Origin of the sequence: Marinobacter shengliensis (assembly GCF_003007715.1) — a bacterium.
Classification (GTDB): Bacteria; Pseudomonadota; Gammaproteobacteria; order Pseudomonadales; family Oleiphilaceae; genus Marinobacter; species Marinobacter shengliensis.
This window is the reverse complement of record NZ_PXNO01000027.1, coordinates 1,020,839-1,046,196: the sequence shown is the minus strand read 5'-3', so window position 1 is coordinate 1,046,196 and position 25,358 is coordinate 1,020,839. Positions and strand designations below refer to the sequence as shown.

Below are 25,358 nucleotides of genomic sequence, written 5' to 3'. Positions count from 1 at the left end.
TTTCAGGAAAAACTATGGCTTTGCACAATGCGCCGCTGGGTAAGTCCAGCGACTATCCGGATCAGTACGATCCGTCCCTGTTGTTCCCGGTTGCCCGTGAGGAAAACCGCCGCCGTATCGGGCTGGAGGATGGCCGCTGGCCATGGTTTGGTGAGGACCTCTGGCAGGCGTGGGAGATATCCTGGTTGCGCCCGGGCGGCGTGCCAGCAGTTGCCTGGGGGGAGATCCGTTTTCCGGCGGCGTCGCCGTCGATTATCGAAAGTAAATCCCTGAAGCTCTACCTGAATTCCCTGAACCAGGCGGTGTTCTCATCGGCGGATCAGGTTGCTGAGACCATTACCGCAGACCTGTCCAGTGCCTGTGGTGCCGCCGTGACTGTGCGGCTGTTCAGTGTCGACGAATCCGCGCCTGCGGAAGGTCGGCCGCAGGGCTATGAGCTGATTGATGACGAGCCGGTAGACGATGTGGTTTACGAATACTCGGCGGATTCACTCAGCGCTGGTGAGGAAGTGGTCAGCGAGCAGCTGTGTTCCCACCTGCTGAAAAGCAATTGCCCGGTCACTGGTCAGCCTGACTGGGCCAGCGTGTTCGTTCGATATACCGGCCCGAAGATAGACCGTGCGGGTTTGCTGCGTTACGTGGTCAGTTTCCGCCAGAAGCAGGATTTCCATGAGCACTGTGTGGAAACCGTGTTTACGGATTTGATGGCCCGGTGCCAGCCAACGGAATTGATGGTTTGCGCCCGGTACACGCGGCGTGGAGGGCTGGATATCAACCCGTGGCGCAGTACCCGTGCAGAGGGTGATGCCGGACCGAGGTTGGTCCGGCAGTAGTTAGTCGGCGTCGTCTTCCTGACGCAGCCGGTCGGCTGCGTCTTCCAGGGCGGCGAGTACGTCTCTGCGTTCCCTTTCGGTGATCTTGTCGGAGTCCAGGTACATGGCAAAGCCGCTGTGTTCATGCTCCAGGAAGCTGCGGTTCGGACCCATGTCCCGGCGGAAGTCCACCACCTCGTAAATGGGCACCGGCTTGCCGAAGCCCTTCACGGTGATCTCGCCTTTGTCCCGGCACATAATGCGATCTTTGATCAGAGAGAAGGTCTCGTAGGACACCAGAATCTCGCCAGGTTCTGCGAGGCTTTCCAGCCGGCTGGCCAGGTTCACCTCCTTGCCGATAATGGTGTAGTCCATCCGGTTTTCGGCGCCAAAGTTACCCACCGTGGTGTACCCGGTGCTGATACCCATACGGATCTCAAGCGGGGTTTTGATGCCCTGGCTCCGCCATTTCTGGCGCATGATCTTCATATGCTTGCGCATATCGATAGCCATCGACACACAGGCGAAAGCATCTTCTCGCTGGCCGCGGCTGGTCGGGTCGCCAAAGAAGATCATGATGGAATCGCCAACGAATTTATCGATGGTGCCGCCGTATCGGAGAGCGACTTCTGACATTTCATTGAAGTAGTGATTGAGCAGTTCGGTCAGGGCTTCGGGTTCCATTTCTTCAGACAGTTCGGTGAAGCCCTTGATGTCGGAGAAGAACACGGCCAGTTTTTTGCGCTGGGTTTCCAGGCGAACGTCACGCTCGCCGGTAAAAATGGATTGCCAGACCTGCGGGGACAGGTATTTGGATAGCTTGTGGGAGAGTGCGATGGACTGTTCGCGCTGGTTCTGGATCTGGGTTTTTGCCAGCAGTAGCGTGCGGGCCTGCTGGTGGGAGTAGTAGGCGGTTACGCAGATATAGACGCCGGTAGAGGCCAGGGCCAGGATGCTGGTCAGCAGTGGCGATTGCAGGCTGTCGGCAACGCCAAAGGTAGCTGCAGACGCCGCAAGTGAGGCGAGCATGAGTACGGTGCCGAACAGCCACTGGCGGATACCGCCCACAATCAGGCAACTGAACATCAGCATTAACAATATGGACACCGAGGGAATGGCAATCAGGCCGATAAGTCCGATGAAGGTGCCACCAATAACGCAGTCGAGAAACAGCATCTTCTGCCGGATTCGTGGTGAGCGGCGAAGAAACGTACGCCTGGTCAGCAAATGGGCGATGTGCGGCCAAGTAAGTGCGCCGGCCACAAACCACAGCAACCATTGCTGAAACACGCCCTGGAGGATTCCGGCGACAATAATCGCGGCCGTTGCGGTGTAGGCGATGATTCGGCCGTTATAATCCGGCATGGGCGGAATGGCCACGGTGTGGTCGTGGATGTCCGCGGAAGCGAGTTTACCCGCGCTGCTGGCGACATTGCGCAAATCGGCCTGTGCGCTCATCATGTCAGAACCGAGTCTTCCCGGTGGCAGGAATACAGGGCCCTGCAGTTGCGAAAAGCTTGTTGGTCACTCATTGTATGCCGCCGAACACGTTATCGTTGTTGGTGGTTATTTTTCTATGTGTAGTTACTACTAAAGGTTAACAGTATTACGTATAACCCACAATTCGCTGAGGCATCTTTGCCCTTAGGGCAACAGATACAGCCATCTTGACTGTGAGCCAGTATGACGTCTGTAACCCGATTTTTACTCGAAAGAGCATCCGAACCACGATTAGAAGACCCGGCACCGCCGCGGAGTATAGTTGATGTGGCCCTTCAGTGTGCCGCCAGGGCACCGGACCATGCCTTACTGAGGCCATGGCGCTATCTTGTGGTGGAAGGGGATGCCCGGCAGGCCCTGGGAGACCTGTTCGCCAAGGCATGTCCTGATAGCGCCAGTGAGCAGGAAATCGAGAAAGCCCGGCGGGCGCCGCTGCGGGCACCGATGGTGATCGTAGGAATCGCAACGCCCAAATCCCACCCGAAAGTGCCGGAGGTCGAACAGCTTATGTCTGCCGCATCGGGCATGAGCTTTCTCGGCCTTGCCCTGCAGGATGCTGGTTTTGGCGTGATGTGGCGTACCGGGGGGGTGGCCTACCATCCCGATGTGCTTGAAGGGTTGGGTTTAGAGCCCGGGGAAACGGTCGTCGGCTTCCTGTATACCGGTACGGTGTCGGTTGAGAAACCTTCAGTGCCACGCCCGGCTACCGGGGATTTTGTAAAGGTCTGGCGTGGGCCCGGGCGCCAGGAAAGTTGGTGAGCTTCCCGCTGATGTTTTGATAGCGGCAATCCGTTTAACCGCCAAGGGAAATGGTTTGCCGCCTTTGCTCTGAACCCTTCTCCGTTGCCGCTCAAAATCTGATCGCATCCCTCCAGAAGCCCTGGCGCCCAAGCACTCTCGAAAACTGGCACCACCTTTGCTTTGACTCTTCCAGAACGCAAATCCGGCAAGCCGCCGTTCAAGCGGTGCCGGTGCAGAATTCCGGAGGCAGTCATGGCAATTACATTTGATAAGGCATTGGGTATTCACGAGCACGCACTTCAGGCCCGGGTGCAGCGTGCGGAAGTACTCGCCAACAACCTGGCCAATGCCGATACCCCGGGCTACAAGGCACGGGATATCGATTTCAGGGCGATGATGCAGAAAGCCCAGGAGTCGGTCAGTGGTCTGCAAATGGCGACCACTCACCAAGGCCACATGGACACCTCCAGCCCCGGCAGTGACGGCGAGTTGCTTTACCGCAATCCGCACCAGCCGTCTGTCGATGGTAATACCGTGGATGCCCAGGAAGAGCAGAGCCGCTTCATGCGCAATGCCATGGACTATCAGGCCAGCTTCCAGTTTCTGAGCAGCAAGTTTTCCGGATTGACCAAAGCCCTGAAGGGTGAGTAAGCCGCAGTCATTTACGATTTGAGGAGATTGCCATGTCACTGGGCAACATTTTTGACATCGCCGGTTCCGGCATGACCGCACAATCCCTGCGGCTGAATACCACGGCTTCCAACATTGCGAACGCCGAGACTGCCAGTTCCAGCACCGAGAATGCTTACAGGGCACGCAAACCAGTCTTCGCCGCCATTCAGCAGGCCATGCTGAACCCGGATCAACAGCAGGGCTTCGGCACCAGCCTGGACGACGGCCCCGGTGCCGGTGTACGGGTTGAGGGAATCCTGGAGAGCGATGCAGAGTTGCAGATGCGCTACGAGCCCAACCATCCCGCTGCCAATGAAGACGGTTACGTGTTCTACCCGAATGTGAATGTGGTTGAGGAAATGGCAGACATGATGTCTTCCTCCCGCAGCTTCCAGATGAATGTGGACGTCATGAACACTGCCAAGTCCATGATGCAACGAATCCTGACGCTGGGTCAGCAGTAAATAGTGAGGAGTGAGTCATGAGTGCAGTGAATTCCGCATCGGCCTCAGACGTACTGAGCCAGTATCAGATCAAGCAGGACGACAAAGCCCGTGGCGGCAGCGAACTTGGCAAAGATGCTTTCATGGAGCTGATGCTTGCCCAGTTGAAGAACCAGAACCCGCTTGACCCTCAGGACAACGGTGATTTCATCGCTCAGCTGGCGCAGTTCAGCTCTCTGGAAGAAATGCAGAACCTGTCGAGTACCGTTGAGGATGTGGCCGGACAGTTCCGTTCCAGCCAGGCGCTGCAGGCGTCTGCAATGGTTGGCAAGACCGTTCTTGCTCCTTCCAATGTGGGAATTTTGGGTAATGATGGCGAGATTACCGGAACCATCGAAGTGCCAGCATCTACCGGTGGGCTGCGCTTGTCGGTAATGAACCAGAGTGGTGAGCTGGTTCGCCAGATTGATATGGGCAGTAGCCAGGCCGGTGTGGTGTCGTTCCGTTGGGATGGCGAGGACGGCAACGGCAATCCTTTGCCGCCTGGACCGTACCAGATTGTCGCGCAGGGCTCTTATCCGTCCGGTCCTGAACAGCTCGGCACCATGGTTAGCGCCAATGTGGACAGTGTGTCCCTGGGTAAGGGCGGTTCCATTACCCTCAATCTTGCCGGTATGGGTTCCATTGCCCTGTCCGACGTCAAACAAATTAACTGATCCGGTGTCAGACCAGGAGGTATAAGTCATGGCATTTAACACAGGTTTGAGCGGCCTTCGGGCAGCTTCGGTCGATCTGGATGTCACCGGCAACAACATTGCCAACGCCAGCACGGTGGGCTTCAAAGGCAGCAAGGTACAGTTCGGTGATTTGTACGCCAGCGGCTTTCTGAGTGGCGGCACTAACCCGATCGGTGATGGTGTGCGCGTTCAGGACGTCAAGCAGTCCTTTGGCCAGGGCAACATCAGCTTTACCGATAATGGCCTGGACATGGCTATCAGTGGTGATGGTTTCTTTATCCTGAATAACAATGGCGAGATTCGCTACTCTCGGGCTGGCCAGTTTGGAATCGATAAAGACGGTTTTGTGACCAATAACCAGAACATGCGGGTTCAGGGTTTTACCGCGGATGACGACGGCAACCTGTCTGGTATTCGGGGTGATCTGCAGATTGAAACTGACAACCTGGCTCCGCGCCGTACCACCAATCTGCGATCCGATCTGAACCTGGACTCCCGGCAATCTGTGCTGGAAAGCCGGGTGGTGGACTTCCAAACGGTCTCCATGGGTGATCTGACTGTAGACGATGTGTTCCGTGTCGCCTACTCGGACGGCACCAACTCGCCGGACATCACCATTCCTGCTGGTTCCACCGCGAGAGACGCCGCGGGCATCATCAATCAGCAGCGCGGGTTGTCGGCCTCTGCCACCACGGCGGTCACCCTTGGTCAGGAATTCTCGATTACTGATCTGGAAGATGCATTAGCGGCCGGCGATACTGAATTCCGGATAGAGCTGGATGGCCAGAATGTGCCTATCTCACTCAGCGGGGTCAGTTCATTGCAGGGGCTGGTAGACGCCATCAACGCCTCTAGCGCCACAAGCCTGTCTGCCTCCCTGGTTGATGGTGGAAGCGATATCCGGATTATTGATAACCGTGGTTCTAATGTGGGTATCAGTTTCGCCAGCACCGATGCCGGGGTAAACCAGGCGCTTGAGGTATTCCAGGGCGATGTGAATATTCAGTCTGATCGCACGGTTCAGGATATTCTTCCAGCTGGCGCGAGCAGCGAGATTGCCGATGCCTTTGCCGGTGGCGACCTGCGGATTACCAATTCCTTCAATCCCCTGGATCAGAGAACCTACAACCACGCCACCTCAACCACCATCTTTGACAGTCTGGGTAATTCCCACGAATTGACCCAGTTCTTCGTCAAGAATCCTTCGCCTGGTAACGGCGTGGGTGTCAGTGAGTGGTCGGTTTATTTGCAGATTGATGGTGAGCTGGTGGCCGGTACAGACACCTCTCCGTACACGGCACGCTTCAACGAAGATGGCACGTTGCAGTCCATCAACGGTGACCCGAACGGTGAAATTGTGGTTACCGACTGGATTCCGAAAGACCCGAACGGCGAGCCGAATGGTGCCGATGGCCCACCATTGCCGGGTGAAGAGGTTGTTACGCCTATTCCCGAGCCGCCAACAACCTCTGCCTTCGTGGTGGACCTCGGGAACACCACCCAGTACGGCGCCAATTTCGGTGTCAACGACCAGCGCCAGAACGGCTACAGCACCGGCCGTTTGTCTGGCCTGGACGTGTCTGACCAGGGTGTGATCTTTGCCCGATATACCAACGGGCAATCCAAATCATTGGGGCAGGTGGCGTTGGCATCGTTCAACAACACCAATGGGCTGTCACCGGTGGGTGAGACCACCTGGGTGGAAACCTTTGAGTCTGGCCAGCCGATTATCGGCGCACCGGATACCGGTACCCTGGGTTCCATTAAGGCAAGCTCGGTGGAAGAGTCCAATGTGGACCTCTCCGCAGAGCTGGTCAACCTGATCATTGCCCAGCGCAATTACCAGGCTAACGCCAAGACCATTGAAACCTCCGATGCGGTCACCCAGACCATCATCAACCTCCGGTAACGCCCTTCCATAAACATGGCATGACTCCTGCAGGATGACTGGAAACAGTCAAAATTCCGGCAGGAGTTTGCCCATGGACAAAGCCCTTTATATTGGAATGTCTGGCGCCAAGCAGAACATGCTGGCCCAGCGTGCCCATGCCAATAACCTGGCAAACGTGAACACCACCGGTTTCAAAAAGGATTTTGCCCAGGCCCGCAGTATGCCTGTCTTTGGTGAACACCACCCCACCCGCGCCTACGCCATGACCGAGCGCCCCGGCACCGATCTCTCTGCCGGCGCCCTGATGGACACCGGTCGCAAGCTGGACGTTGCCGTAGAGGGCGATGGCTGGCTGGCAGTGCAGAACGATCTGGGTGAAGAGGTGTTTACCCGCAGCGGCAGCCTCCAGGTGGATGTAAACGGCCTGGTTCGCCTCGCCAGCGGTGAGCTGGTGCTGGGCAATGGTGGTCCCGTGGCCCTGCCGCCCTTTGACAACCTGCAGGTAGGGGCAGACGGCACCATCTCTATTGTGCCCGTGGGTGGCCCGCCGGATCAGCTGGTTGAAGTGGACCGCCTGAAACTGGTGAACCCGCCCGGCAATGCCCTCGAGAAGGGGCTGGATGGATTCATCCGCCGTAAGCCGGACCAGGCCCTCGATGGCCCGGAGCCGCCGGATGCCGCTATGCGCGTCGCCACTGGTTTTTTGGAAAGTTCGAACGTTAATGCTGTGGAAGAAATGATTGCCAATCTGCAGTTATCCCGTCAGTACGAGATGCAGGTGAAGGTCATGTCGACTGCCAACGAGAATTCCGAGGCTGCGGCACGACTGTTGCAGAACCTTTGATAACACTGAGATCAGATCATCCACTGGCCACAAGCGGCAAAGAATCGCCGCTGCAGCCGGCGGGTAAGGAGTAGAGCAATGCATCCAGCACTTTGGGTCAGCAAAACCGGGTTGAGCGCACAGGACACCAACATGTCCACCATCTCAAACAACCTGGCAAACGTGAACACCACCGGCTTCAAGCGTGACCGGGCGGTATTCCAGGATCTCCTGTACCAGATCAACCGGCAGCCGGGTGGTCTGAGCACTGAGAACACCGAGCTTCCATCTGGCCTGCAACTGGGTACCGGGGTGAGGGTGGTTGGCACTGCCAAGCAGTTCAGCCAGGGCAACCTGCAGATTACCGATCAGCCGCTGGACCTGGCCGTGAATGGCCGGGGCTTCTTCCAGATTGAGCTGCCGGATGGCCAGATTGCCTATACCCGGGATGGTCAGTTCCAGTTGAATGCCGACGGTGATGTGGTAACGCCGGATGGCTACCCGCTGGAACCCAACATCAACGTGCCGGAAGACGCGACCAACATCACGATTGGTAAGGATGGCACCGTCACTGTGGTGACCGATGACCAGGCTGCGCCAATCAACCTTGGCCAGATCACCCTGGTGGACTTCATCAACCCCCAGGGCTTGCAGGCCATCGGCAACAACCTGTTCAAGGAAACCAACGCCAGTGGCGATCCGGCAGAGGGTGAGCCTGGCCTGGCCGGTCTGGGAAATATCGAGCAGGGCACCATTGAGTCATCCAACGTCGAAGTGGTGGAAGAACTGGTCAATATGATCACCACCCAACGGGCCTATGAGATGAACTCCAAGGTGGTCTCGACCACCGATCAGATGCTCCAGTTCATTACCAATAACATCGGGTAAGTTATGAACATCATTCATCACACCTTCAAGAAAGAACGGTTCGCCACCCTGGCACTGGTGGGTGTGCTGATTGTTCTGCAGGGCTGCACCGCCATGAGTCGCCCACGGGCACTGCCAGACGACCCGGCATACGCACCGGTGCGCGCCCAGGCCATGATGCAGCGTGACCCGGACTCCGGCGCCATTTTCCAGCCGGCCCGTAACTACAACCTGTACGGCGATACCAAGGCCCTGAACATCGGTGATGTGTTGACTGTGACCCTGCAGGAATCAACCCGTGCCAGCAAGAGCGCCGAAACCAGTATCACCAAAGACCAGGAGCTGAACATTCCGGAGCCGAGCATCTTTGGTAAGGCCAACATTGGCCTGAATGCCAGGGCGAACTTTGAGCGGGACTTCAACGGTTCTGCAGAGGCGGACCAGAGCAACAGCCTGGCCGGCAGCATCACCGTTACCGTCACGGAAGTTCTGCCCAACGGTGTCCTGCGCGTTCGTGGTGAAAAGTGGCTGTCGCTGACCAACGGCGACGAGTACATACGCCTGACCGGTATGGTGCGGCCGCAGGATATCAAGCCGGATAACACCGTGGCCTCCAACCGGGTAGCGGATGCCCGCTTTGCCTATGGCGGCACCGGTGATTTCGACCAGGCTAACCAGATGGGCTGGCTGGCGCGGTTCTTCAACAGTGAGTGGTGGCCGCTATGATGCGCAGAATGATTGCCGTGTTCGCGTTGCTGGCGGTGTGTGCCTCGCCGGTGATGGCTGACCGCCTGAAGGATCTGGCCAAGGTAAAAGGTGTTCGTAACAACCAGCTGATCGGTTACGGCCTGGTGGTGGGCCTGGATGGTACCGGTGATAAAGCGCCGTTCACCAACCAGACCTTCCGCAACATGATGAATCAGTTCGGCATCACTCTGCCGGATGGCGTTAACCCGAACCTGCAAAACGTCGCCGCGGTCACCGTGAGTGCCACACTGCCTCCATTCGCCAAGTCCGGCCAGGAGCTGGATATTACGGTATCTTCCATTGGTAACGCAGACAGCCTGCGAGGCGGCACACTTCTGATGACACCGCTCAAAGGCGCTGATGGCCAAGTCTATGCCATGGCCCAGGGCAGTCTTGTGGTAGGCGGTTTCGGCGCCCAGGGGCAGGACGGTTCCCGGATTACCGTGAACGTGCCCAGTGTTGGCCGGATTCCCAACGGTGCCACCATCGAGCGGGAAGTCGAGTCTCCGTTTACCCGGGGTGACACCATCACCTTCAACCTGATGCGGGCCGACTTCACCACCGCTCGGCGGGTAGTGGAAGCCATTAACGATACGCTGGGGCCGGATATGGCCTATGCCCACGATGCGACAGCCATTTCCGTGCGGGCTCCCCGCGACCCATCCCAGCGGGTCAGCTTCCTGTCGATTCTTGAGAACATCGAAGTGGAGCCGGCTGAAGAAGCCGCCAGGGTGGTGATCAACAGCCGCACCGGCACCATAGTGGTTGGCCAGAACGTGCGGGTCAGCCCGGCGGCGGTCACCCACGGCAACCTGACGGTGACCATTCAGGAAAACCCGGAGGTGGTGCAGCCCAATCCGTTTGCCCAGGGTGACACTGCGTTGCAGCAAAACACCCAGATAGCAGTGACTGAAGACCCGGCGAGAATGTTCCAGTTTGGCCCGGCGACCACCCTTAACGAGATCGTTCAGGCCGTTAACCAGGTGGGAGCAGCACCCGGGGATGTCATGGCGGTGCTTGAAGCTCTGAAAACGGCCGGCGCTCTGCGTGCCGAGCTGATCGTGATCTAGGTGTAGCCATGCAGGACTATCGCGTAAAACAGGCCGAGATCTATACCGACTTCAGTGGGCTGAATGCCCTGAAGGCCCAGGCGAGATCGGATAAACAGGCAGCCCTTGAGCAGGTGGCGCGCCAGTTTGAAAGTCTGTTTCTGGCGGAGATGCTGAAATCCATGCGTAAGGCCGGGGAGGCCTTTGCCGAGGGTAATTACCTCAACAGCAACGAGTCAGAGTTCTACCGGGACATGTTCGACAGCCAGGTCAGTTTGAGCATGTCTGGCGGCAGTGGAACAGGTCTTGCGGAGGCGCTGGTCAGGCAGCTGAGCCGCGATGTACCCGGCATGGCCAGTAATGGCGAGCGGCTGGCGGGGCACAAGGCCACCCTGGCGGACTATGACCGCAGTGTGCCGGCGATATCCCGCAACTTGCCGGAGCAGCTGAAGGCCATCGATGAAATGACTCAGGCGGCCGAACAGAAGCAGCCCGAGCAAACCGCGACGGCGGCAGAGTTACCATTGACCTTTGAATCACCGGAGCACTTCGTGGCCGAGTTGATGCCATTTGCCGAGCGCATCGGTAAAGAAAGCGGCATCGACCCCAGGTTGATGGTGGCACAGGCGGCACTGGAAACCGGCTGGGGGCGCCACATGATCAAAGGGGATGGCGACCAGCCCAGTTTCAACCTGTTCGGTATCAAGGCCGATACCCGCTGGGGTGGTGACGCCGTGACCATTACCACCACCGAGTTTCGTGGGGGAGTACCCATGAAGGAGCGCGCCGATTTCCGGGCCTACCCGGATTACGAGGCGAGCTTCAGGGATTACGTGGATTTCCTTAACAGCAACCCCCGGTACCGGGATGTGCTGTCGTCAGCCGATCAGCCTGAAGTCTTTGCAGACAAACTTCAGGAAGCCGGCTATGCAACTGATCCGGAGTATGGTTCCAAGATTCGCCGGATTATGAACAGGGATTCTCTGATGACGCTGTCCATGAACAGCGACGTGCCGAGGGAGTAAAGCATCATGGCAGGGTTGATCGGAATCGGTTTGACCGGGGTGCTCAGTCATCAGACAGCGCTGAACACCACCGCCAATAACATCACCAATGCAAACACTCCGGGTTACAGCCGGCAGGAAGTGCAATTCGATACCCAGGAAGGGCGGCGTACGGGTGCCGGTACCATTGGCAGCGGGGTGTCCATTTCAAACATTCGCCGGCTGGCGGATGAGTACCTGACCCAGCAGTTGCGGGAAGACAGCACGCTGTTCGGGGAGCAGAACGCCCTGAACGCTGAGCTGACCCGGCTGGATAACCTGCTGGGGGGCGAAAGCACAGGGTTGAACAACGCCCTGAACAATTTCTTCGCGGCCCTGCAGAATGCAGCGGAAGACCCGGCTTCACTGCCTCAACGCCAGCTGGTGCTTAGTGAGGCCCAGCAGGTGGTGAATCGCTTCCAGGCGCTCAACCAGGAATTTATCCAGCAACGGGAATCGGTTAAAACCCAGATGCAGCAGGGCGTGAAAGACGCCAATTCCCTGCTCAAGAGCATCGCCGATCTGAACCTGGCTATTTCTGAGTCTCCGGGCCTGGCCCAGGGCAAGATGCCCCTGGAGCTGATGGACAAGCGGGATCAGAAGCTCAAGGAGTTGTCGGAACTGGTGGGCATTCGGGTTACCCAGACAGAGGGTAGCCAGGTGAATGTGTCACTGGCTAATGGCTTGTCGCTGGTAACCGGCGCCAATGCCTCCGAGTTTGCCACCCGGACCAGTGCAGAAGACCCCACCCGCCTGGAGTTCACCCTGACCACCAGTGGCCGCACCCTGCAGGTGGATGAGCAGATCAATGGCGGCAAACTCGGCGGCCTGCGCCGGTTTGACCAGGAGGCCCTGAAACCCGCGTTTGATGAGTTGGGTCGGTTGGCCGTTGCGATTTCAGCGTCCATCAACCATCAGCATGAAATCGGGATGGATCTTGAGGGTGATCTGGGCGGTAACTTCTTTACGGATGTTAACGACATCGGGCTTCAGCGCAGTAGAGTTGTGCCCAACGCTAACAATGCAGATCCCAAAAATGGCCAGCTGGCGGTTGAGATTACCGATAGCAGCCTTTTACCAGCGGGCACCTGGACATTGCAGTTCAGTGGCGACGGCCGCAACTTCGAGCTGATCGATTCCGCCACTGGCAAAACCGTCAACCAGGGCCGACTGCCAGACCCGGTACAGTCCGAGATTTCCATGCCCGGTTTTAATATCCGGGTGGAAGGCGGGCAGTTCAATGCGGGCGACAAGTACCTGATCCAGCCGAGTCGAAATGCCGCTGAGAATATTAAGCTGAACGTTCTGCGGGAAGAAGATCTGGCGTTCGCCAGCCCGATCCGGGCTAGCGCGGATGACGCCAACCTCGGGACAGCCAAGATCAATCAGGGCAACATGCTGAACGTTCGCAACCCGAACACCAATGCCCTGTTGCCGGGGTTTGAAACCCGGGGCGAGCTGGCGAACGGGCCATTGGAGATACGATTCAGCAATGATGGCACCGACGTTACCTACACCATATTTGATGGTAATGGTGACCCGTTGAATCCTGCGAACCTGGCCTATGATCCGCAGCGGATCAACACCATTTTCAGTAACGATCCGACCGCCGGCGACCTCTATCAGGGCTACCAGTTCGAAATGACCGGCGAGCCGGCAGACGGTGATGTGTTCACCATTGGCTATAACAGCAATGGCATCTCCGACAACCGAAATGCTGAGCTGCTGGCTGCCTTGGGTACCGCCAATACGTTGAACGGTGGCCGGCAAAGCTTCACCGAGGGCTATGCGGGCCTGGTCGAGGATATCGGCGTCAAAACACGCCAGAGCCAGCTTGATAAAGAGGCTGGCAAAACGTTACTGGAGCAATCCAATAACCAACGTGAATCGATCTCCGGCGTGAACCTGGATGAGGAAGCCGGCAAGCTGATTCAGTATCAGGCGGCCTATAACGCGTCGGCACAGGTTATGTCTGTAGCGCAGGATCTGTTCAACACCTTGTTGCAGAGCTTCCGGTAAGGCGAGGTAAACGAAAATGATCCGGATTTCATCTCAGCAGATTTTCTCTGGCGGCATCAGCCGGATGCAGGACGTGAACAGCAACCTGGTGAAAACCCAGGAGCAGATTTCCACTGGCAAAAAGGTCAACCGGCCGTCCGATGATCCAGTGGCTGCGGCGCGCATTCTGAAGCTCAATCAGGAGGTCAAGCGCATTGAGACCTACGAGCGCAACGCCAACCTCGCCGACAACCGCATCAAGCAGGAGGAGAGCACCCTGTCCAGCGCGGTGGATATCATCCAGCGGGTTCGGGAACTGACCGTTCAGGCGGGTAGCGGCTCGTTATCTGCCAACGATCGCCAATCCATTTCAGCAGAGCTGAAAGAGCGGCTGGGCCAGCTGGCGAACATTGCCAACACCCGGGATGCCTCCGGTGAATACATTTTCAGCGGCTTTCAGGGCAGTACCCCGGCATTCGCCAAGGACGACTTTGGCGCCTGGAAATATCAGGGTGATGAGGGCCAGCGGGTACTCGAAATAGATGACGGCGTGACAGTTCCGATCAGCGACCATGGCAAGGGTATTTTTGTGAACGTGCCAGCGGCGGTTTCTGTTACTGGTTCGGATGACGGCACGGGCACCGGTGTTGCTGCCCAGGGTTATGTGTCCGGGTTGGAGCTGATTGCACCGAAAGACCTGAAAGACGCGTTCAGCCCGGCGGTTCCCGATGACCTGACGGTGAGGGTGATTGATGTTGGTGGCGGCAATCTGAATATCGAAGTGGAGGATCCGCGTACAGGCACGATTTTGACGACACAACCCTCGCCGGCGGTGCCTGGTGAGGAGTTTGTGGTCGCTGGTCTGCGTATGACCGTTAACGATGCCGCCGATGGTGACGAATTTACACTGGGTATCAGCGACAAGCAGTCCATCTTCGGCACCATCGAGAAACTGATCGCTGGTCTGGACAGCATCGACAAGGCGACACCAAAATCCAGCGCCGAGTACGATGCGCTCATTGCGGAATCGTTGACTAACCTGGACAACGGCCAGGAGTCCATCATTCTCAAGCAAACTGAACTGGGTGGCCGGTTGAATGCCATCGAATCCACTTCGTCATTTCTGGAGGATTCGAGGCTGTACACCAAGGAAATACGTTCACAGTTGCAAGACGTGGATTATGCCGAGGCCATCAGTAACCTGAGCTTCCAGAGCTTTGTGTTACAGGCCGCCCAGCAGTCGTTTGCGCAGATCTCCAGGCTCTCTTTGTTTGATCGTCTGTAATTGGCTGAGGCGGTAGGAGATTTTTACTCCCCGCCCGGTTGCTTTCAGATTCAGGCTCAGTATAATCCTCCCACTCTCCGATGGCGGCGTGGTGAAATTGGTAGACACGACGGATTCAAAATCCGTTGGGGTAAAACCCGTGGCGGTTCGAGTCCGCCCGCCGCTACCACTTATTGGCCGCAACCTGCGGCATCGTGAATAGCCGGCCCATGAACGTCTCCGATTTTCATTTTGACCTGCCGGACGAGCTCATCGCCCGTTACCCGCTCAAGCAACGCAGTGCGTCCCGACTGCTGGCACTTGAAGGCCTTACCGGCCAGACCCAACACCTGAACTTCACCGATCTCCCGGGCCTGTTGCAGCCTGGCGATCTTCTGGTATTCAACAACACCCGTGTTATTCCGGCCCGCTTGTTTGGCCAGAAGGAATCCGGTGGCCGTGTTGAAATTCTGGTGGAGCGCCTGTTGGGTGAGTTTGAATTGCTGGCCCACGCCCGTGCCTCAAAGGCTGTTAAAGAAGGCCAGAAGGTCCTCCTGGAAGATGGCACTGCTCTGCGCATGGTGGGCCGGGAAGACGCACTTTTCCGATTTGTATACGAGGGCCTTGAGCCGGTCCTTGATGTGCTGGAACGTATCGGGCACATGCCGTTGCCGCCGTACATGGAGCGGGATGATGACCAGTCTGACCGGGAGCGATATCAAACCGTCTATGCCAAAGAAGCAGGCGCTGTGGCGGCGCCAACGGCAGGGCTGCATTTCGACGACGAGATACTTGAGGTCCTCAAGAGCAACGGCATTGAGTTTGCGTATGTAACCCTTCATGTAGGTGCGGGAACCTTCCAGCCGGTGCGGGTCGACAAAATTGAAGACCACCTGATGCACAGCGAAGTGGCCCATGTGCCCCAGGAAGCCGTGGATGCGGTTGAGCGCACCCGGGCCCGGGGTGGCCGGGTGGTTGCGGTTGGAACCACTTCCGTACGTTCGCTCGAATCCGCCAGTCGGGCAGGGCAGCTGAATACGTTCCGGGGGGAAACCGATATCTTTATCTACCCGGGCTATCGTTTCCAGACCGTTGACGCCATGATCACCAATTTCCATCTGCCGGAGTCCACACTGATCATGCTGGTCAGTGCCTTTGCCGGCTACCGTAATATCATGTCTGCCTATCAGGAAGCCGTTGAACAGCGGTACCGTTTTTTCAGTTACGGTGACGCCATGTTCCTGACCGCCCAGGAGCCAAGCCGGGGCATGCTGGCCGGGGCAAACCAGACCGAATCCCGTGGAGAATCCTTGTGAGCAATTCCTGTTTTATGTCGTTCGAGAAGCTGGGCGAAGACGGCAGGGCCCGCCGGGGCCGGCTGACCTTCCCCCGTGGAACGGTTGAAACGCCTGCGTTTATGCCGGTCGGTACTTACGGCACGGTTAAAGGGATGTTGCCAAGAGATATCGAGGCAATCGGCGCGGAAATTATCCTGGGCAACACCTTCCACTTGATGCTGCGCCCGGGCACGGAAGTGGTCAAGGCCCACGGCGACTTGCACGATTTCACCCAGTGGCAGGGGCCAATACTGACCGATTCCGGCGGCTTTCAGGTGTTCAGCCTGGGCGAGATGCGCAAGATTACCGAGCAGGGCGTGACCTTCCGCTCCCCAGTAGACGGCTCAAAGGTGGAGTTGTCGCCGGAAATTGCCATTCAGGTGCAACGTGACCTCGGTTCCGACATTGTCATGATATTTGATGAATGCACGCCGTATCCTGCTACCGAGAAACAGGCAAAAGAATCCATGGAGCTGTCCCTTCGTTGGGCGGAACGCAGCAAAAAGGCCCATGAGGGCAATCCGGCGGCGTTGTTTGGCATTGTCCAGGGTGGCATGTACGAGCCCTTGCGGGACCGATCCCTGCAGGGGCTGACCGATATCGGGTTTGATGGCTACGCCATTGGCGGTCTGTCGGTGGGCGAGCCGAAAGAAGACATGATTCGCATTCTGGACCATTTGCCATCGAAAATGCCGGAAGACAAACCTCGTTACCTGATGGGGGTTGGACGTCCGGAAGACATTGTTGAGGCAGTTCGCCGGGGGGTAGACATGTTTGACTGTGTTATGCCCACCCGTAACGCCCGGAATGGCTACCTGTTCACCTCGACCGGCATCGTCAAGATTCGTAATGCGAAGAATCGTCACGATACCGGCCCGCTGGATGAACGTTGTGACTGTTATACCTGTCAGAATTTCTCAAAGAGCTATCTGCATCATCTGGATAAGTGTGGTGAAATGCTGGGCGCGCAGCTCAATACCATCCACAATCTGCGCTTCTATCAGAACCTGATGAGTGGATTGCGTGGGGCCATTGAAGCAGGTACATTGTCCGACTTTATAAGCGAATTCTATGCCTTACGTGGCGAATCTGTGCCGCCGCTGGGTGAATCCTGAGCAATTTTTACCTCAATATCAGTCAATAAACGGAGAACCTGAATGAAATCAATCAAACTGCTCATCGTTGGTCTGCTGTCTCTGATGCCTGCACTTGCCATGGCGCAGGATGCCGGTGCCCAGGGCATGAGCGTGATGGGTCAGATCATCTTCTTCGCCGGCTTTATCCTGATTTTCTACTTCCTGATCTGGCGCCCGCAGTCCAAGCGTGCCAAGGAGCATAAAGCGCTGATGTCCGGCCTGAACAAGGGCGACGAAGTGGTGACTTCCGGTGGCGTTGCCGGCCGCATCACCAAGGTGTCTGACGACTTCATCGTGCTGGAAGTGTCTGATAACGTCGAGATCAAGATTCAGAAAGTGGCGGTGGCCGCGGCGCTGCCCAAGGGCACACTGAAAGATATCTGAGCCAGTTGTGCGCAGGGCGGCCTATGGTCGCCCGTTTTGTGTTGACTTGCTGAAACACCAAGGCCGGCGCCATAGCTGGCTCGAAGGATTCTCATGCTGAACAAGTATCCTCTCTGGAAGAACCTGATCATAGTGTTCGCACTGGTCATCGGGTTCATTTACGCGTTACCGAATTTCTTTCCCGATGATTTTGCCATACAGGTTACCGGCGCCCGGGGCAGCACCGAGGTAGACCAGCGTGTGCTGGACCGTGCCCTCGGCGCCCTTGAAAGCCGCGGGATCGAAGTCAAGGAAAGTTCTCTTGAAGACCGCAATGCCCTGATTCGCCTGAACAGTTCCGACGCGCAGTTGCGGGCTCGCCCGGCAGTGCAGGCCGCCCTTGGTAACGATTACCTGGTGGCTCTGAACATGGCTCCCTCAACTCCTGGTTGGCTGCGTAGCCTCGGTGCAGGCCCGATGAAGCTCGGCCTTGACCTGCGAGGTGGTGTTCACTTCCTGCTGGAAGTAGACATGGACACGGCTGTCAGCCAGCGTCTGGAGGCGTTTTCCGGGCAGATCAAAAGAGAACTTCGGGATGAGCGTATTCGCTATCGGGGTGGAGATGTTGAAGGCAACCGGGAGATTGTTCTTAGCTTCCGGGATTCTGAGTCTCGCAGTGCAGCCTTTGATCTGATTCGTCGGCAGTACAATGAGTTTCTGCTCAATGAAAGCACCCGGGAAGGCGAATTCCTGTTGGCACTGACCCTCTCTGAAGCTGAAGTGAGGAATATCCAGGAATATGCCCTGGAACAGAACCTGACCACCATCCGTAATCGTGTCAACGAACTCGGCGTGGCGGAGCCTCTGGTTCAGCGCCAGGGCGCAGATCGTATTATCGTTGAGCTGCCAGGTGTGCAGGATACCGCCCAGGCCAAGCGGGTTCTCGGCGCAACAGCCAATCTGGAATTCCGGATGGAAGCCCGCCAGGATACCCCGGGAGCAGAAACCGAGCAGTTCGGTTTCCGTGACAACCCCCAGCGAACAGCTCGCCTCGAGCGGGACGTGATTGCCACCGGTAATAATGTGGCTAATGCCCAGCAGGCCTTCGATGAGAATGGTCAGCCGCAGGTTAACATCACCATGGATTCGGTTGGCGGCGACCTGATGAACCGCGCTACCCGCAATAATGTGGGGCGCCGCATGGCGGTGCTGTTTATCGAGTTCCGCACCGAGACTGAAGCGCAGGAAGTAGACGGTGAGATTCGGGAAGTCGAAAAGCGGATTGTGGAAAAGGGGCTGATCAGCCTGGCAACCGTCCAGTCAGCGCTGGGTAGCAGTTTCCGCATTACTGGTCTGGATTCGATACCGGAAGCTGCAGAGCTGGCGCTGCTGTTGCGGGCAGGTGCACTGGCGGCACCCATGTACTTTGTTCAGGAGCGGACCATTGGGCCAAGCCTCGGACAGAAGAACATCGACGCTGGTGTAACCTCTGTTGCCTTTGGTTTCGCCTTGGTACTCATCTACATGTTGGTGTTCTATCGTGGCTTCGGGGTAGTGGCGAATATCACGCTGACCCTGAACCTGATGTTGCTGCTGGCCTGTATGTCCATTCTGTCTGCCACGCTTACCTTGCCAGGTATTGCCGGTATCGTTCTGACAGTGGGTATGGCGGTTGACGCCAACGTTCTAATCTTTGAGCGAATAAAGGAAGAGCTGAAATCCGGGGCGCCCCCTCAAAGTGCGATTAACGCGGGGTATGGTCGAGCCTTTGTGTCTATCTTTGATGCCAACATAACCACTCTGTTGGTCGCTGTGATCCTGTTTGCCATGGGTTCCGGCCCGGTCAAAGGGTTCGCGGTAACACTGAGCATCGGCATCCTGACCTCGATGTTCTGTGCCCTGGTGGTCAGTCGCGCCATTGTGAACGTTGTCTACGGCGGCCGCAGGGTCGAGAAATTGTCGATCGGGGGGAAGCTGGCTAATGGCTGATACACAGAAACAACCATTTGATTTCATGGGGTTGCGGAAGATTGCTTCCGTGCTTTCGATCACACTGGTGGTGATTTCCCTGGCTTTGTTGGGTGTTCGCGGCCTGAACTTTGGCATGGACTTCACCGGCGGTACCTCAGTAGAGCTGGAGTACGCCGAGGCGCCGAGCCTTGACGCTATCCGGGACCAACTGGCAGAAGCCGGCTATGAGCAGTTCGTCGTTCAGAACTTCGGCGCGGATACCACCATCCTGATCCGCATGGCGGAAGCTGAGAACGATCAGTTAGCCCGTGAGGTGGCTGGCATGCTGGCTGCCTCCGGCGCCGAGCTCGAGTTGGTGGGGTCCGAGTTCGTCGGTTCTCAGGTTGGCGATGAGCTCAAAGAAGACAGTGGTCTCGGGCTGTTGATTGCCTTGGCGGTGGTGCTGATCTACGTGGGCATGCGCTTCCAGTTCAAGTTCGGTATCGCGTCTGTGATACCGCTGGCTCACGACGTCATTATTGTGCTGGGCGTGTTTGCGCTGTTCCAGTGGACGTTTGACCTGACCGTGCTGGCAGCGTTGCTGGCGGTAATCGGTTACTCGCTGAACGATACCATCGTTGTGGCGGACCGTATCCGGGAGAACTTCCGGAAAATGCGGGTAGGTGAGCCCTGGGATATCATCAACGAGTCCATTCACCAGACCATCACCCGTACCATCAATACTTCTGGTACAACCTTGGTGGTGTTGCTGGCGTTGTATTTCTTCGGTGGTGAGGCCATCAACAACTTCGCCCTTGCGCTCATTATTGGCGTGGTTGTGGGTACCTACTCCTCCATCTATGTCTCTGCCAATATGCTGATGGTGATGGGTGTTACCCGCGAAGACCTGATGGTACCGGCGAAGGAAGGCACCGGTGAAGAAGCCGAAGAAGAGCAGCCGCCCGAGTGGCTTAACCGGATGTGATCCGGTGGGGAGGCCCGGGCCTCCCGCTTTCCGAGGCATGAAAAAACCGCCAGTCCCGTGAGGGAGTGGCGGTTTTTTTGTACCGGGAAGTCTACCTGGGCAGACGGCCGCGGAACGGGTGCAATACCTTGAGCACTTCGCGGAACAGCTTTGGATTGGCCACAACCAGCTGTTTGGCATTGCCAGCAGACGGGTTGCCGGAGAAATCGCCAGTCAGTGCGCCGGATTCCATGGCCAGGGTGACACCCAGGTCCAGGTCTGAGGCTTCCGGCCGGAAGATTACAGCGGCGTCCAGAAGGCCTGCAGAAACGCGGGCAATATCCAGAACAACGCAGCCGGAGGTGCGGAACATGGCGCTCTCACGCGCCAGCACTGCGGCCATTTCGCCCCAGATCATCGGGTCGTCGCCTTTGCGAGCCTGATCCAGCAGGTTGGTGGCAAATGCCGCCTTGCCGGGTAATTTGATTTCAGACGTGCGCACACGGCGGCTGTTGAGGGCTGCCCCATGGCCGCGGCTGGCAGAATATTCTTCACCTGTGATCGGATTGACCAGCAACAGGTTTTCTGTCCGGTTGTTCTTTTTCTGGCTCAGTGCCAGGGCAAATTCCGGAATACCACGAATGAAGTTTTCGCGGCCAAGCACGGGGAAGATGTGCCAGCTGCGCTCGCTGCCAGCGGCGTCGGCCTCGCCCATCGGTGCGATGGTGTGATCCCGATATGCCTTTTCCAGTTGCTCGGTGAAGTTGTCATAAATGGATTTCTCAACCCGTTCGAGCTGGCGGTAGCGCTCGGCCTCGTCCTTGCCGTTGGGTTCCTGTCGCTCGAAATGTGCTTTCAGGTAATCTGATCCCTGGCGGGCAACGCGCAGGGCCATTTTAATTGCTGGTTGCATCTGAGTGTTCATTATCCGGGTGTGTGAAGGCCCGGTATGATAGCAAAAACAACCCGTGCTTGTACGTTTTTTGGCTCAGCAAATGCACGGATACCATGGGTTTCGGCAACTCCGGAGAGCAGGGCGGCCCGGGTTTCTGCTATCATTCCCTTCCAATATTTAACGTCTGTTAATTCATAGGCCCGAAAACCATGCACAAGCCCGCATTGCCACAGGAAGGTTCTGACACGTTCAATGATCAGGTCAGGATCGTCCTGGTTGAAACTTCGCATTCCGGCAATATTGGTGCGGTCGCAAGGGCGATGAAAAACATGGGGCTGGGCAACTTATGGCTGGTTAACCCGGCTTCGTTCCCGGATGAAGCCTCCTACGCGCGTTCTGCCGGTGCCTCAGATGTTCTGGACAGGGCCCAGGTGGTTGCCACGCTTGACGAAGCTCTGGCGGATTGTGTTCTGGTGATGGGTACCAGTGCCCGCGGCCGGAAGGTGCCCTGGCCGGTGATTGCTCCACCCCAGGCGGCGGCGACGGCGGGTGAATATAGCCGGCAGGGTCGGGTTGCGCTGGTGTTCGGGCGTGAAAACCACGGTTTGTCCAATGATGAGCTTCAGCGTTGCCACTACCACATTCATATTCCGTCGAATCCGGACTACAGTTCATTGAATCTGGCCATGGCGGTGCAGGTGGTTTGCTACGAATTGCGCATGCATTACCTGCGCAGCCTTGAAGAAGGTGAGGCGAGTCCCAATCTTGAGGCCATGGTTGGACCGGGCGACCGTGGCTGGGATGTGCCGCCGGCAGAAGTGCAGGAGGTGGAAGGCTTCTTCGGGCATCTGGAACAGGTGTTGGTGGATGTGGATTTCCATCGTCGTAACAACCCCAGGCAACTGATGACCCGCCTGCGACGCCTGTTTCAGCGCGCACGTCTTGACCAGATGGAAATCAATATCCTTAGGGGCATTCTGACATCCGTACAAAAGGCTGCCGGAACCCTGCCGGGGAGCGACAAGCAGAAAAATACTGCGGATGAGGGGCAGGAAAAAGGCCATGTTTGAGCGTTTAAGGGAAGATGTCAAAAGCGTATTTCACCGGGATCCGGCGGCGCGGAACACCTTCGAGGTGCTTACCAATTATCCGGGCCTCCATGCATTGCTGTTTCACCGGTTTTCCCATTGGCTCTGGAATCTTGGGCTGAAGTGGCTGGCGCGGACCATCTCCACGTTGGCGCGCTGGTTCACTGGCATTGAGATTCATCCGGGCGCGACCATCGGTCGGCGGTTTTTTATCGACCACGGCATGGGCGTGGTGATCGGGGAAACCACGGTTATCGGCGATGACGTCACCCTCTATCAGGGCGTTACCCTGGGCGGAACGAGCTGGAACAAAGGCAAACGCCACCCAACCATCGGTGATGGCGTGGTTGTCGGTGCAGGCGCAAAGATTCTTGGGCCGTTCGAAGTGGGCCCTGGTGCGAAGATTGGTTCCAATTCCGTGGTGACCAAGGCCGTCCCCGCCGGCGCTACAGTGGTGGGTATTCCGGGCCGGGTGATTGTGAAGCGCCACTCCGACGATGACGTGCGGCGCAAGGAGATGGAAGAGCGCATGGGCTTTGACGCCTATGGTGTGACGGAAGAGATGCCAGACCCGGTTGCCCGGGCCATGCGTTCGCTCCTCGACCACATGCATGCGGTGGATGATCGAATTGAAACCATGTGCAAAGCACTCCGTAAGGTGAACAGTGAATATCAGAACGGAGAGCTGCCGCCGTTGCATGAAGAAGACTTTGACTGTGTGCGCGACGAGGCGGACAACGAGGGCAGGGGTTGAATACTTGACTGTTTTGGTGGGTCAATTCATACTCAGCCCTGCGAATCGAGATTCAATCCCATCACTGGGGCTGAGAATATGAAGCTGACCACCAAAGGCCGCTACGCTGTGACGGCGATGCTTGATCTGGCTCTGCACGGAAGCCAGGGGCCGGTAAGTCTTGCGGATATTTCAGCCCGGCAAGAAATTTCCCTCTCTTATCTGGAACAGTTGTTCTCGCGTTTGCGTCGCCAGCATCTGGTGGAGAGTGTGCGTGGTCCGGGCGGTGGCTACCGCCTGAGTCGGCCTGCCGACGACGTGTTTGTTGCTGAAGTGGTGGATGCGGTCAGTGAATCGCTCGACACCACCCGTTGCGGCAACAAGGGCGATTGCCAGAATGGCGAGAAGTGCCTTACCCACCATTTATGGTCTGATTTGAGTGATCAGATCCACCAGTTCCTGAGTGAAATCAGTCTGGGGGATTTGATGCGGAAGCGCGAGATCCGTCAGGTGGCGGATCGCCAGAACCGGAAGCACTCGGATGATGACTCTGACGCGATTAATACCCAACGCCTGACCGACCAGGCCACTGCCTGATAAACAGCATCCTGTGATTATGAAAAAGCCCGTATACCTGGACTACGCGGCCACGACGCCCGTTGATCCGTCTGTTGCCTCAGACATGATGAACTACCTGACCCTTGACGGAGTGTTTGGTAATCCTGCTTCTCGTTCCCATGGATACGGGTGGCAAGCGGAAGCGGCCGTTGAAAACGCTCGACGCCAGGTCGCTGACCTGATTCACGCCGACCCAAGGGAGATTGTCTGGACCTCCGGCGCTACCGAGTCCGACAACCTGGCCATCAAGGGTGCGGTTGCCGGCCACGAATCGCCTCACATTGTAACCTCGGTGATCGAGCACAAGGCGGTTGTGGATACCTGCAAATGGCTCGAGCAAAACGGTGTTGACGTTACTTGGCTGCGCCCCGAGTCTGACGGCCGGATTGACCCCCAGGCGGTGGTAGCCGCCCTGCGTGATAACACCGTGCTGGTCAGCCTGATGATGGTGAATAATGAGCTGGGGTGTGTGACCAATATTGCCGCCATCGGCGAGCAGCTTCGCCAGCGAGGCATCCTGCTGCATGTTGATGCCGCTCAGGCTGCGGGTAAAATCCCGGTGGTGGTGGGCGAGCTGAACGTTGATCTTCTGTCTTTGTCAGCGCACAAGGTCTATGGCCCGAAGGGCGTGGGAGCGCTTTATGTGCGCCGTTCTCCCGATGTGCGTATTCAGGCCCAGATGCATGGCGGTGGCCATGAGCGGGGGATGCGTTCTGGTACCCTGCCAACCCATCAGATTGTTGGCATGGGGCGGGCGTTTGAGCTGGCCGGCGCGGGGCTTGATGATGAACTGTCCCGGCTTGAATCGCTGCGCGAACGATTTCTCACAGGGCTGGAAGGGCTCGAAGGGGTGCACTTTAACGGCAGTCGGGAACATCGGGTGCCTGGTATTGTCAATCTGTCATTCGAGGGTGTGGAGGCTGAGTCTTTAATGCTCGGGCTGCGAAATCTCGCGGTATCGTCCGGTTCCGCCTGCGCCTCAGCGACTGTAGAGCCCTCGTTTGTGTTGCGGGGCATAGGCTTGAGCGATGAGTTGGCGCACCGTGCCCTTCGGTTTTCGTTTGGCCGGTTCAGCACCGAGCAGGAAATGGATTTTGCCTGTTCGCAAATTATTGATGTTGTTACCCGACTTCGTGCCGTGCGGTAGGCAGTTGCACCCGGACTGCGTATAATCGCACCTCTGAATTTTCATGAACCTGACTGGAGAAATACCATGGCAAACGAGCGCACGCTCTCTATTATCAAGCCCGACGCGGTCGCCAAGAACGTTATCGGCGAAATTTACAGCCGTTTCGAGAAAGCTGACCTGAAAATCGTCGCTGCCAAGATGATGCACCTGACCCAGGAGCAGGCAGAAGGTTTCTACGCCGAGCACAAAGAGCGCCCGTTCTTCAACGATCTGGTTGCTTTCATGACGTCTGGCCCGGTGGTTGTACAGGTGCTGGAAGGCGAAGGCGCCATCCTCAAGAACCGCGATCTGATGGGTGCTACCAACCCGAAAGAAGCGGCGGCCGGCACTATCCGTGCCGACTTTGCATCATCCATTGATGCCAATGCCGTTCACGGTTCAGACTCAGCAGCTTCCGCTGAGCGTGAAGTGGCGTATTTTTTCAATGACAACGAGATCTGCCCGCGCGGTTGATGTTGTTGGTTCAGGGGTGGTGAAAACCACCCCTGAATTGGTTAT

General features: G+C 57.3%; 25 protein-coding genes and 1 tRNA gene. 24 read left to right on the top strand and 2 right to left on the bottom strand.

The window, feature by feature from the left end:
- The first annotated feature begins 14 nt into the window (after positions 1-14).
- On the top strand, positions 15-833 hold the full coding sequence (gene queF / locus C7H10_RS17915) for an NADPH-dependent 7-cyano-7-deazaguanine reductase QueF (RefSeq protein ID WP_061332125.1): 819 nt from the start codon (positions 15-17) through the stop codon (positions 831-833).
- On the opposite strand, the gene C7H10_RS17910 is transcribed toward queF, so the two are convergent.
- Complete coding sequence (locus C7H10_RS17910; protein WP_058091113.1) at positions 834-2,273, bottom strand: adenylate/guanylate cyclase domain-containing protein; 1,440 nt, start codon at positions 2,271-2,273, stop codon at positions 834-836.
- Positions 2,274-2,495: 222 nt separating this feature from the next.
- On the opposite strand from C7H10_RS17910, the gene C7H10_RS17905 reads away from it, so the two are divergent.
- The 18 genes from C7H10_RS17905 to secF all read left to right on the top strand — a co-directional run bounded on the left by C7H10_RS17905 (position 2,496) and on the right by secF (position 20,358).
- A complete protein-coding gene (locus tag C7H10_RS17905; protein WP_058091112.1) occupies positions 2,496-3,071 on the top strand; it encodes a nitroreductase family protein in 576 nt (191 codons plus the stop codon).
- 234 nt (positions 3,072-3,305) lie between these two features.
- Positions 3,306-3,704 carry a flagellar basal body rod protein FlgB gene (flgB, locus tag C7H10_RS17900; protein ID WP_058091111.1) on the top strand — a complete coding sequence of 133 codons (399 nt, stop codon included), beginning with the start codon at positions 3,306-3,308 and terminating at the stop codon, positions 3,702-3,704.
- A 32-nt stretch (positions 3,705-3,736) separates the two neighbouring features.
- On the top strand, positions 3,737-4,189 hold the full coding sequence (flgC, locus tag C7H10_RS17895) for a flagellar basal body rod protein FlgC (protein WP_058091110.1): 453 nt from the start codon (positions 3,737-3,739) through the stop codon (positions 4,187-4,189).
- Between the two features lie 17 nt (positions 4,190-4,206).
- Positions 4,207-4,884: a flagellar hook assembly protein FlgD gene (locus C7H10_RS17890; RefSeq protein WP_058091109.1), complete on the top strand. Its 678-nt coding sequence runs from the start codon at positions 4,207-4,209 to the stop codon at positions 4,882-4,884.
- Between the two features lie 28 nt (positions 4,885-4,912).
- Positions 4,913-6,814: a flagellar hook protein FlgE gene (locus C7H10_RS17885; protein WP_106695900.1), complete on the top strand. Its 1,902-nt coding sequence runs from the start codon at positions 4,913-4,915 to the stop codon at positions 6,812-6,814.
- 73 nt (positions 6,815-6,887) lie between these two features.
- A complete protein-coding gene (locus tag C7H10_RS17880; RefSeq protein WP_058091107.1) occupies positions 6,888-7,640 on the top strand; it encodes a flagellar basal body rod protein FlgF in 753 nt (250 codons plus the stop codon).
- 78 nt (positions 7,641-7,718) lie between these two features.
- On the top strand, positions 7,719-8,507 hold the full coding sequence (gene flgG / locus C7H10_RS17875; protein WP_058091106.1) for a flagellar basal-body rod protein FlgG: 789 nt from the start codon (positions 7,719-7,721) through the stop codon (positions 8,505-8,507).
- Between the two features lie 3 nt (positions 8,508-8,510).
- A complete protein-coding gene (flgH, locus tag C7H10_RS17870) occupies positions 8,511-9,212 on the top strand; it encodes a flagellar basal body L-ring protein FlgH (protein ID WP_061332135.1) in 702 nt (233 codons plus the stop codon).
- Positions 9,209-10,303 (top strand): flagellar basal body P-ring protein FlgI, encoded by a 1,095-nt coding sequence (locus C7H10_RS17865; RefSeq protein ID WP_106695899.1) that lies wholly within the window; start codon positions 9,209-9,211, stop codon positions 10,301-10,303. Before flgH ends, C7H10_RS17865 begins: the two co-directional genes overlap by 4 nt.
- 8 nt (positions 10,304-10,311) lie before the next feature.
- Positions 10,312-11,307, top strand: coding sequence for a flagellar assembly peptidoglycan hydrolase FlgJ (gene flgJ / locus C7H10_RS17860; protein WP_106695898.1), 996 nt, complete (start codon positions 10,312-10,314; stop codon positions 11,305-11,307).
- 6 nt (positions 11,308-11,313) lie between these two features.
- The gene (gene flgK, locus C7H10_RS17855) at positions 11,314-13,344 is read left to right on the top strand and encodes a flagellar hook-associated protein FlgK (RefSeq protein ID WP_061332141.1); all 2,031 of its coding nucleotides are present in this window, start codon (positions 11,314-11,316) and stop codon (positions 13,342-13,344) included.
- A gap of 16 nt (positions 13,345-13,360) precedes the next feature.
- Complete coding sequence (gene flgL / locus C7H10_RS17850) at positions 13,361-14,608, top strand: flagellar hook-associated protein FlgL (protein WP_106695897.1); 1,248 nt, start codon at positions 13,361-13,363, stop codon at positions 14,606-14,608.
- 82 nt (positions 14,609-14,690) lie between these two features.
- Positions 14,691-14,777: transfer RNA gene (locus C7H10_RS17845), tRNA-Leu, on the top strand.
- Between the two features lie 40 nt (positions 14,778-14,817).
- Entirely contained in the window at positions 14,818-15,903 is a 1,086-nt protein-coding gene (queA, locus tag C7H10_RS17840; RefSeq protein ID WP_106695896.1) for a tRNA preQ1(34) S-adenosylmethionine ribosyltransferase-isomerase QueA, read from the top strand.
- A gap of 14 nt (positions 15,904-15,917) precedes the next feature.
- A complete protein-coding gene (tgt, locus tag C7H10_RS17835; protein WP_058091139.1) occupies positions 15,918-17,039 on the top strand; it encodes a tRNA guanosine(34) transglycosylase Tgt in 1,122 nt (373 codons plus the stop codon).
- A 42-nt stretch (positions 17,040-17,081) separates the two neighbouring features.
- A complete protein-coding gene (gene yajC / locus C7H10_RS17830; protein WP_058091100.1) occupies positions 17,082-17,444 on the top strand; it encodes a preprotein translocase subunit YajC in 363 nt (120 codons plus the stop codon).
- 93 nt (positions 17,445-17,537) lie between these two features.
- Entirely contained in the window at positions 17,538-19,412 is a 1,875-nt protein-coding gene (gene secD / locus C7H10_RS17825) for a protein translocase subunit SecD (protein WP_106695895.1), read from the top strand.
- A complete protein-coding gene (secF, locus tag C7H10_RS17820) occupies positions 19,405-20,358 on the top strand; it encodes a protein translocase subunit SecF (protein WP_058091098.1) in 954 nt (317 codons plus the stop codon). Before secD ends, secF begins: the two co-directional genes overlap by 8 nt.
- 91 nt (positions 20,359-20,449) lie before the next feature.
- On the opposite strand, the gene C7H10_RS17815 is transcribed toward secF, so the two are convergent.
- On the bottom strand, positions 20,450-21,250 hold the full coding sequence (locus tag C7H10_RS17815; protein ID WP_058091097.1) for an inositol monophosphatase family protein: 801 nt from the start codon (positions 21,248-21,250) through the stop codon (positions 20,450-20,452).
- A gap of 191 nt (positions 21,251-21,441) precedes the next feature.
- Between C7H10_RS17815 and trmJ the strand changes: the two genes are divergently transcribed.
- The 5 genes from trmJ (at position 21,442) to ndk (ending at position 25,313) form a co-directional block, all read left to right on the top strand.
- Positions 21,442-22,302 carry a tRNA (cytosine(32)/uridine(32)-2'-O)-methyltransferase TrmJ gene (gene trmJ / locus C7H10_RS17810; protein ID WP_106695894.1) on the top strand — a complete coding sequence of 287 codons (861 nt, stop codon included), beginning with the start codon at positions 21,442-21,444 and terminating at the stop codon, positions 22,300-22,302.
- Positions 22,295-23,074 (top strand): serine O-acetyltransferase, encoded by a 780-nt coding sequence (gene cysE / locus C7H10_RS17805; protein WP_058091095.1) that lies wholly within the window; start codon positions 22,295-22,297, stop codon positions 23,072-23,074. Before trmJ ends, cysE begins: the two co-directional genes overlap by 8 nt.
- 78 nt (positions 23,075-23,152) lie before the next feature.
- Positions 23,153-23,650: a Fe-S cluster assembly transcriptional regulator IscR gene (iscR, locus tag C7H10_RS17800; RefSeq protein ID WP_106695893.1), complete on the top strand. Its 498-nt coding sequence runs from the start codon at positions 23,153-23,155 to the stop codon at positions 23,648-23,650.
- Positions 23,651-23,669: 19 nt separating this feature from the next.
- A complete protein-coding gene (locus C7H10_RS17795; RefSeq protein WP_106695892.1) occupies positions 23,670-24,818 on the top strand; it encodes an IscS subfamily cysteine desulfurase in 1,149 nt (382 codons plus the stop codon).
- Between the two features lie 66 nt (positions 24,819-24,884).
- On the top strand, positions 24,885-25,313 hold the full coding sequence (ndk, locus tag C7H10_RS17790) for a nucleoside-diphosphate kinase (RefSeq protein WP_058091092.1): 429 nt from the start codon (positions 24,885-24,887) through the stop codon (positions 25,311-25,313).
- Positions 25,314-25,358 lie beyond the last annotated feature (45 nt).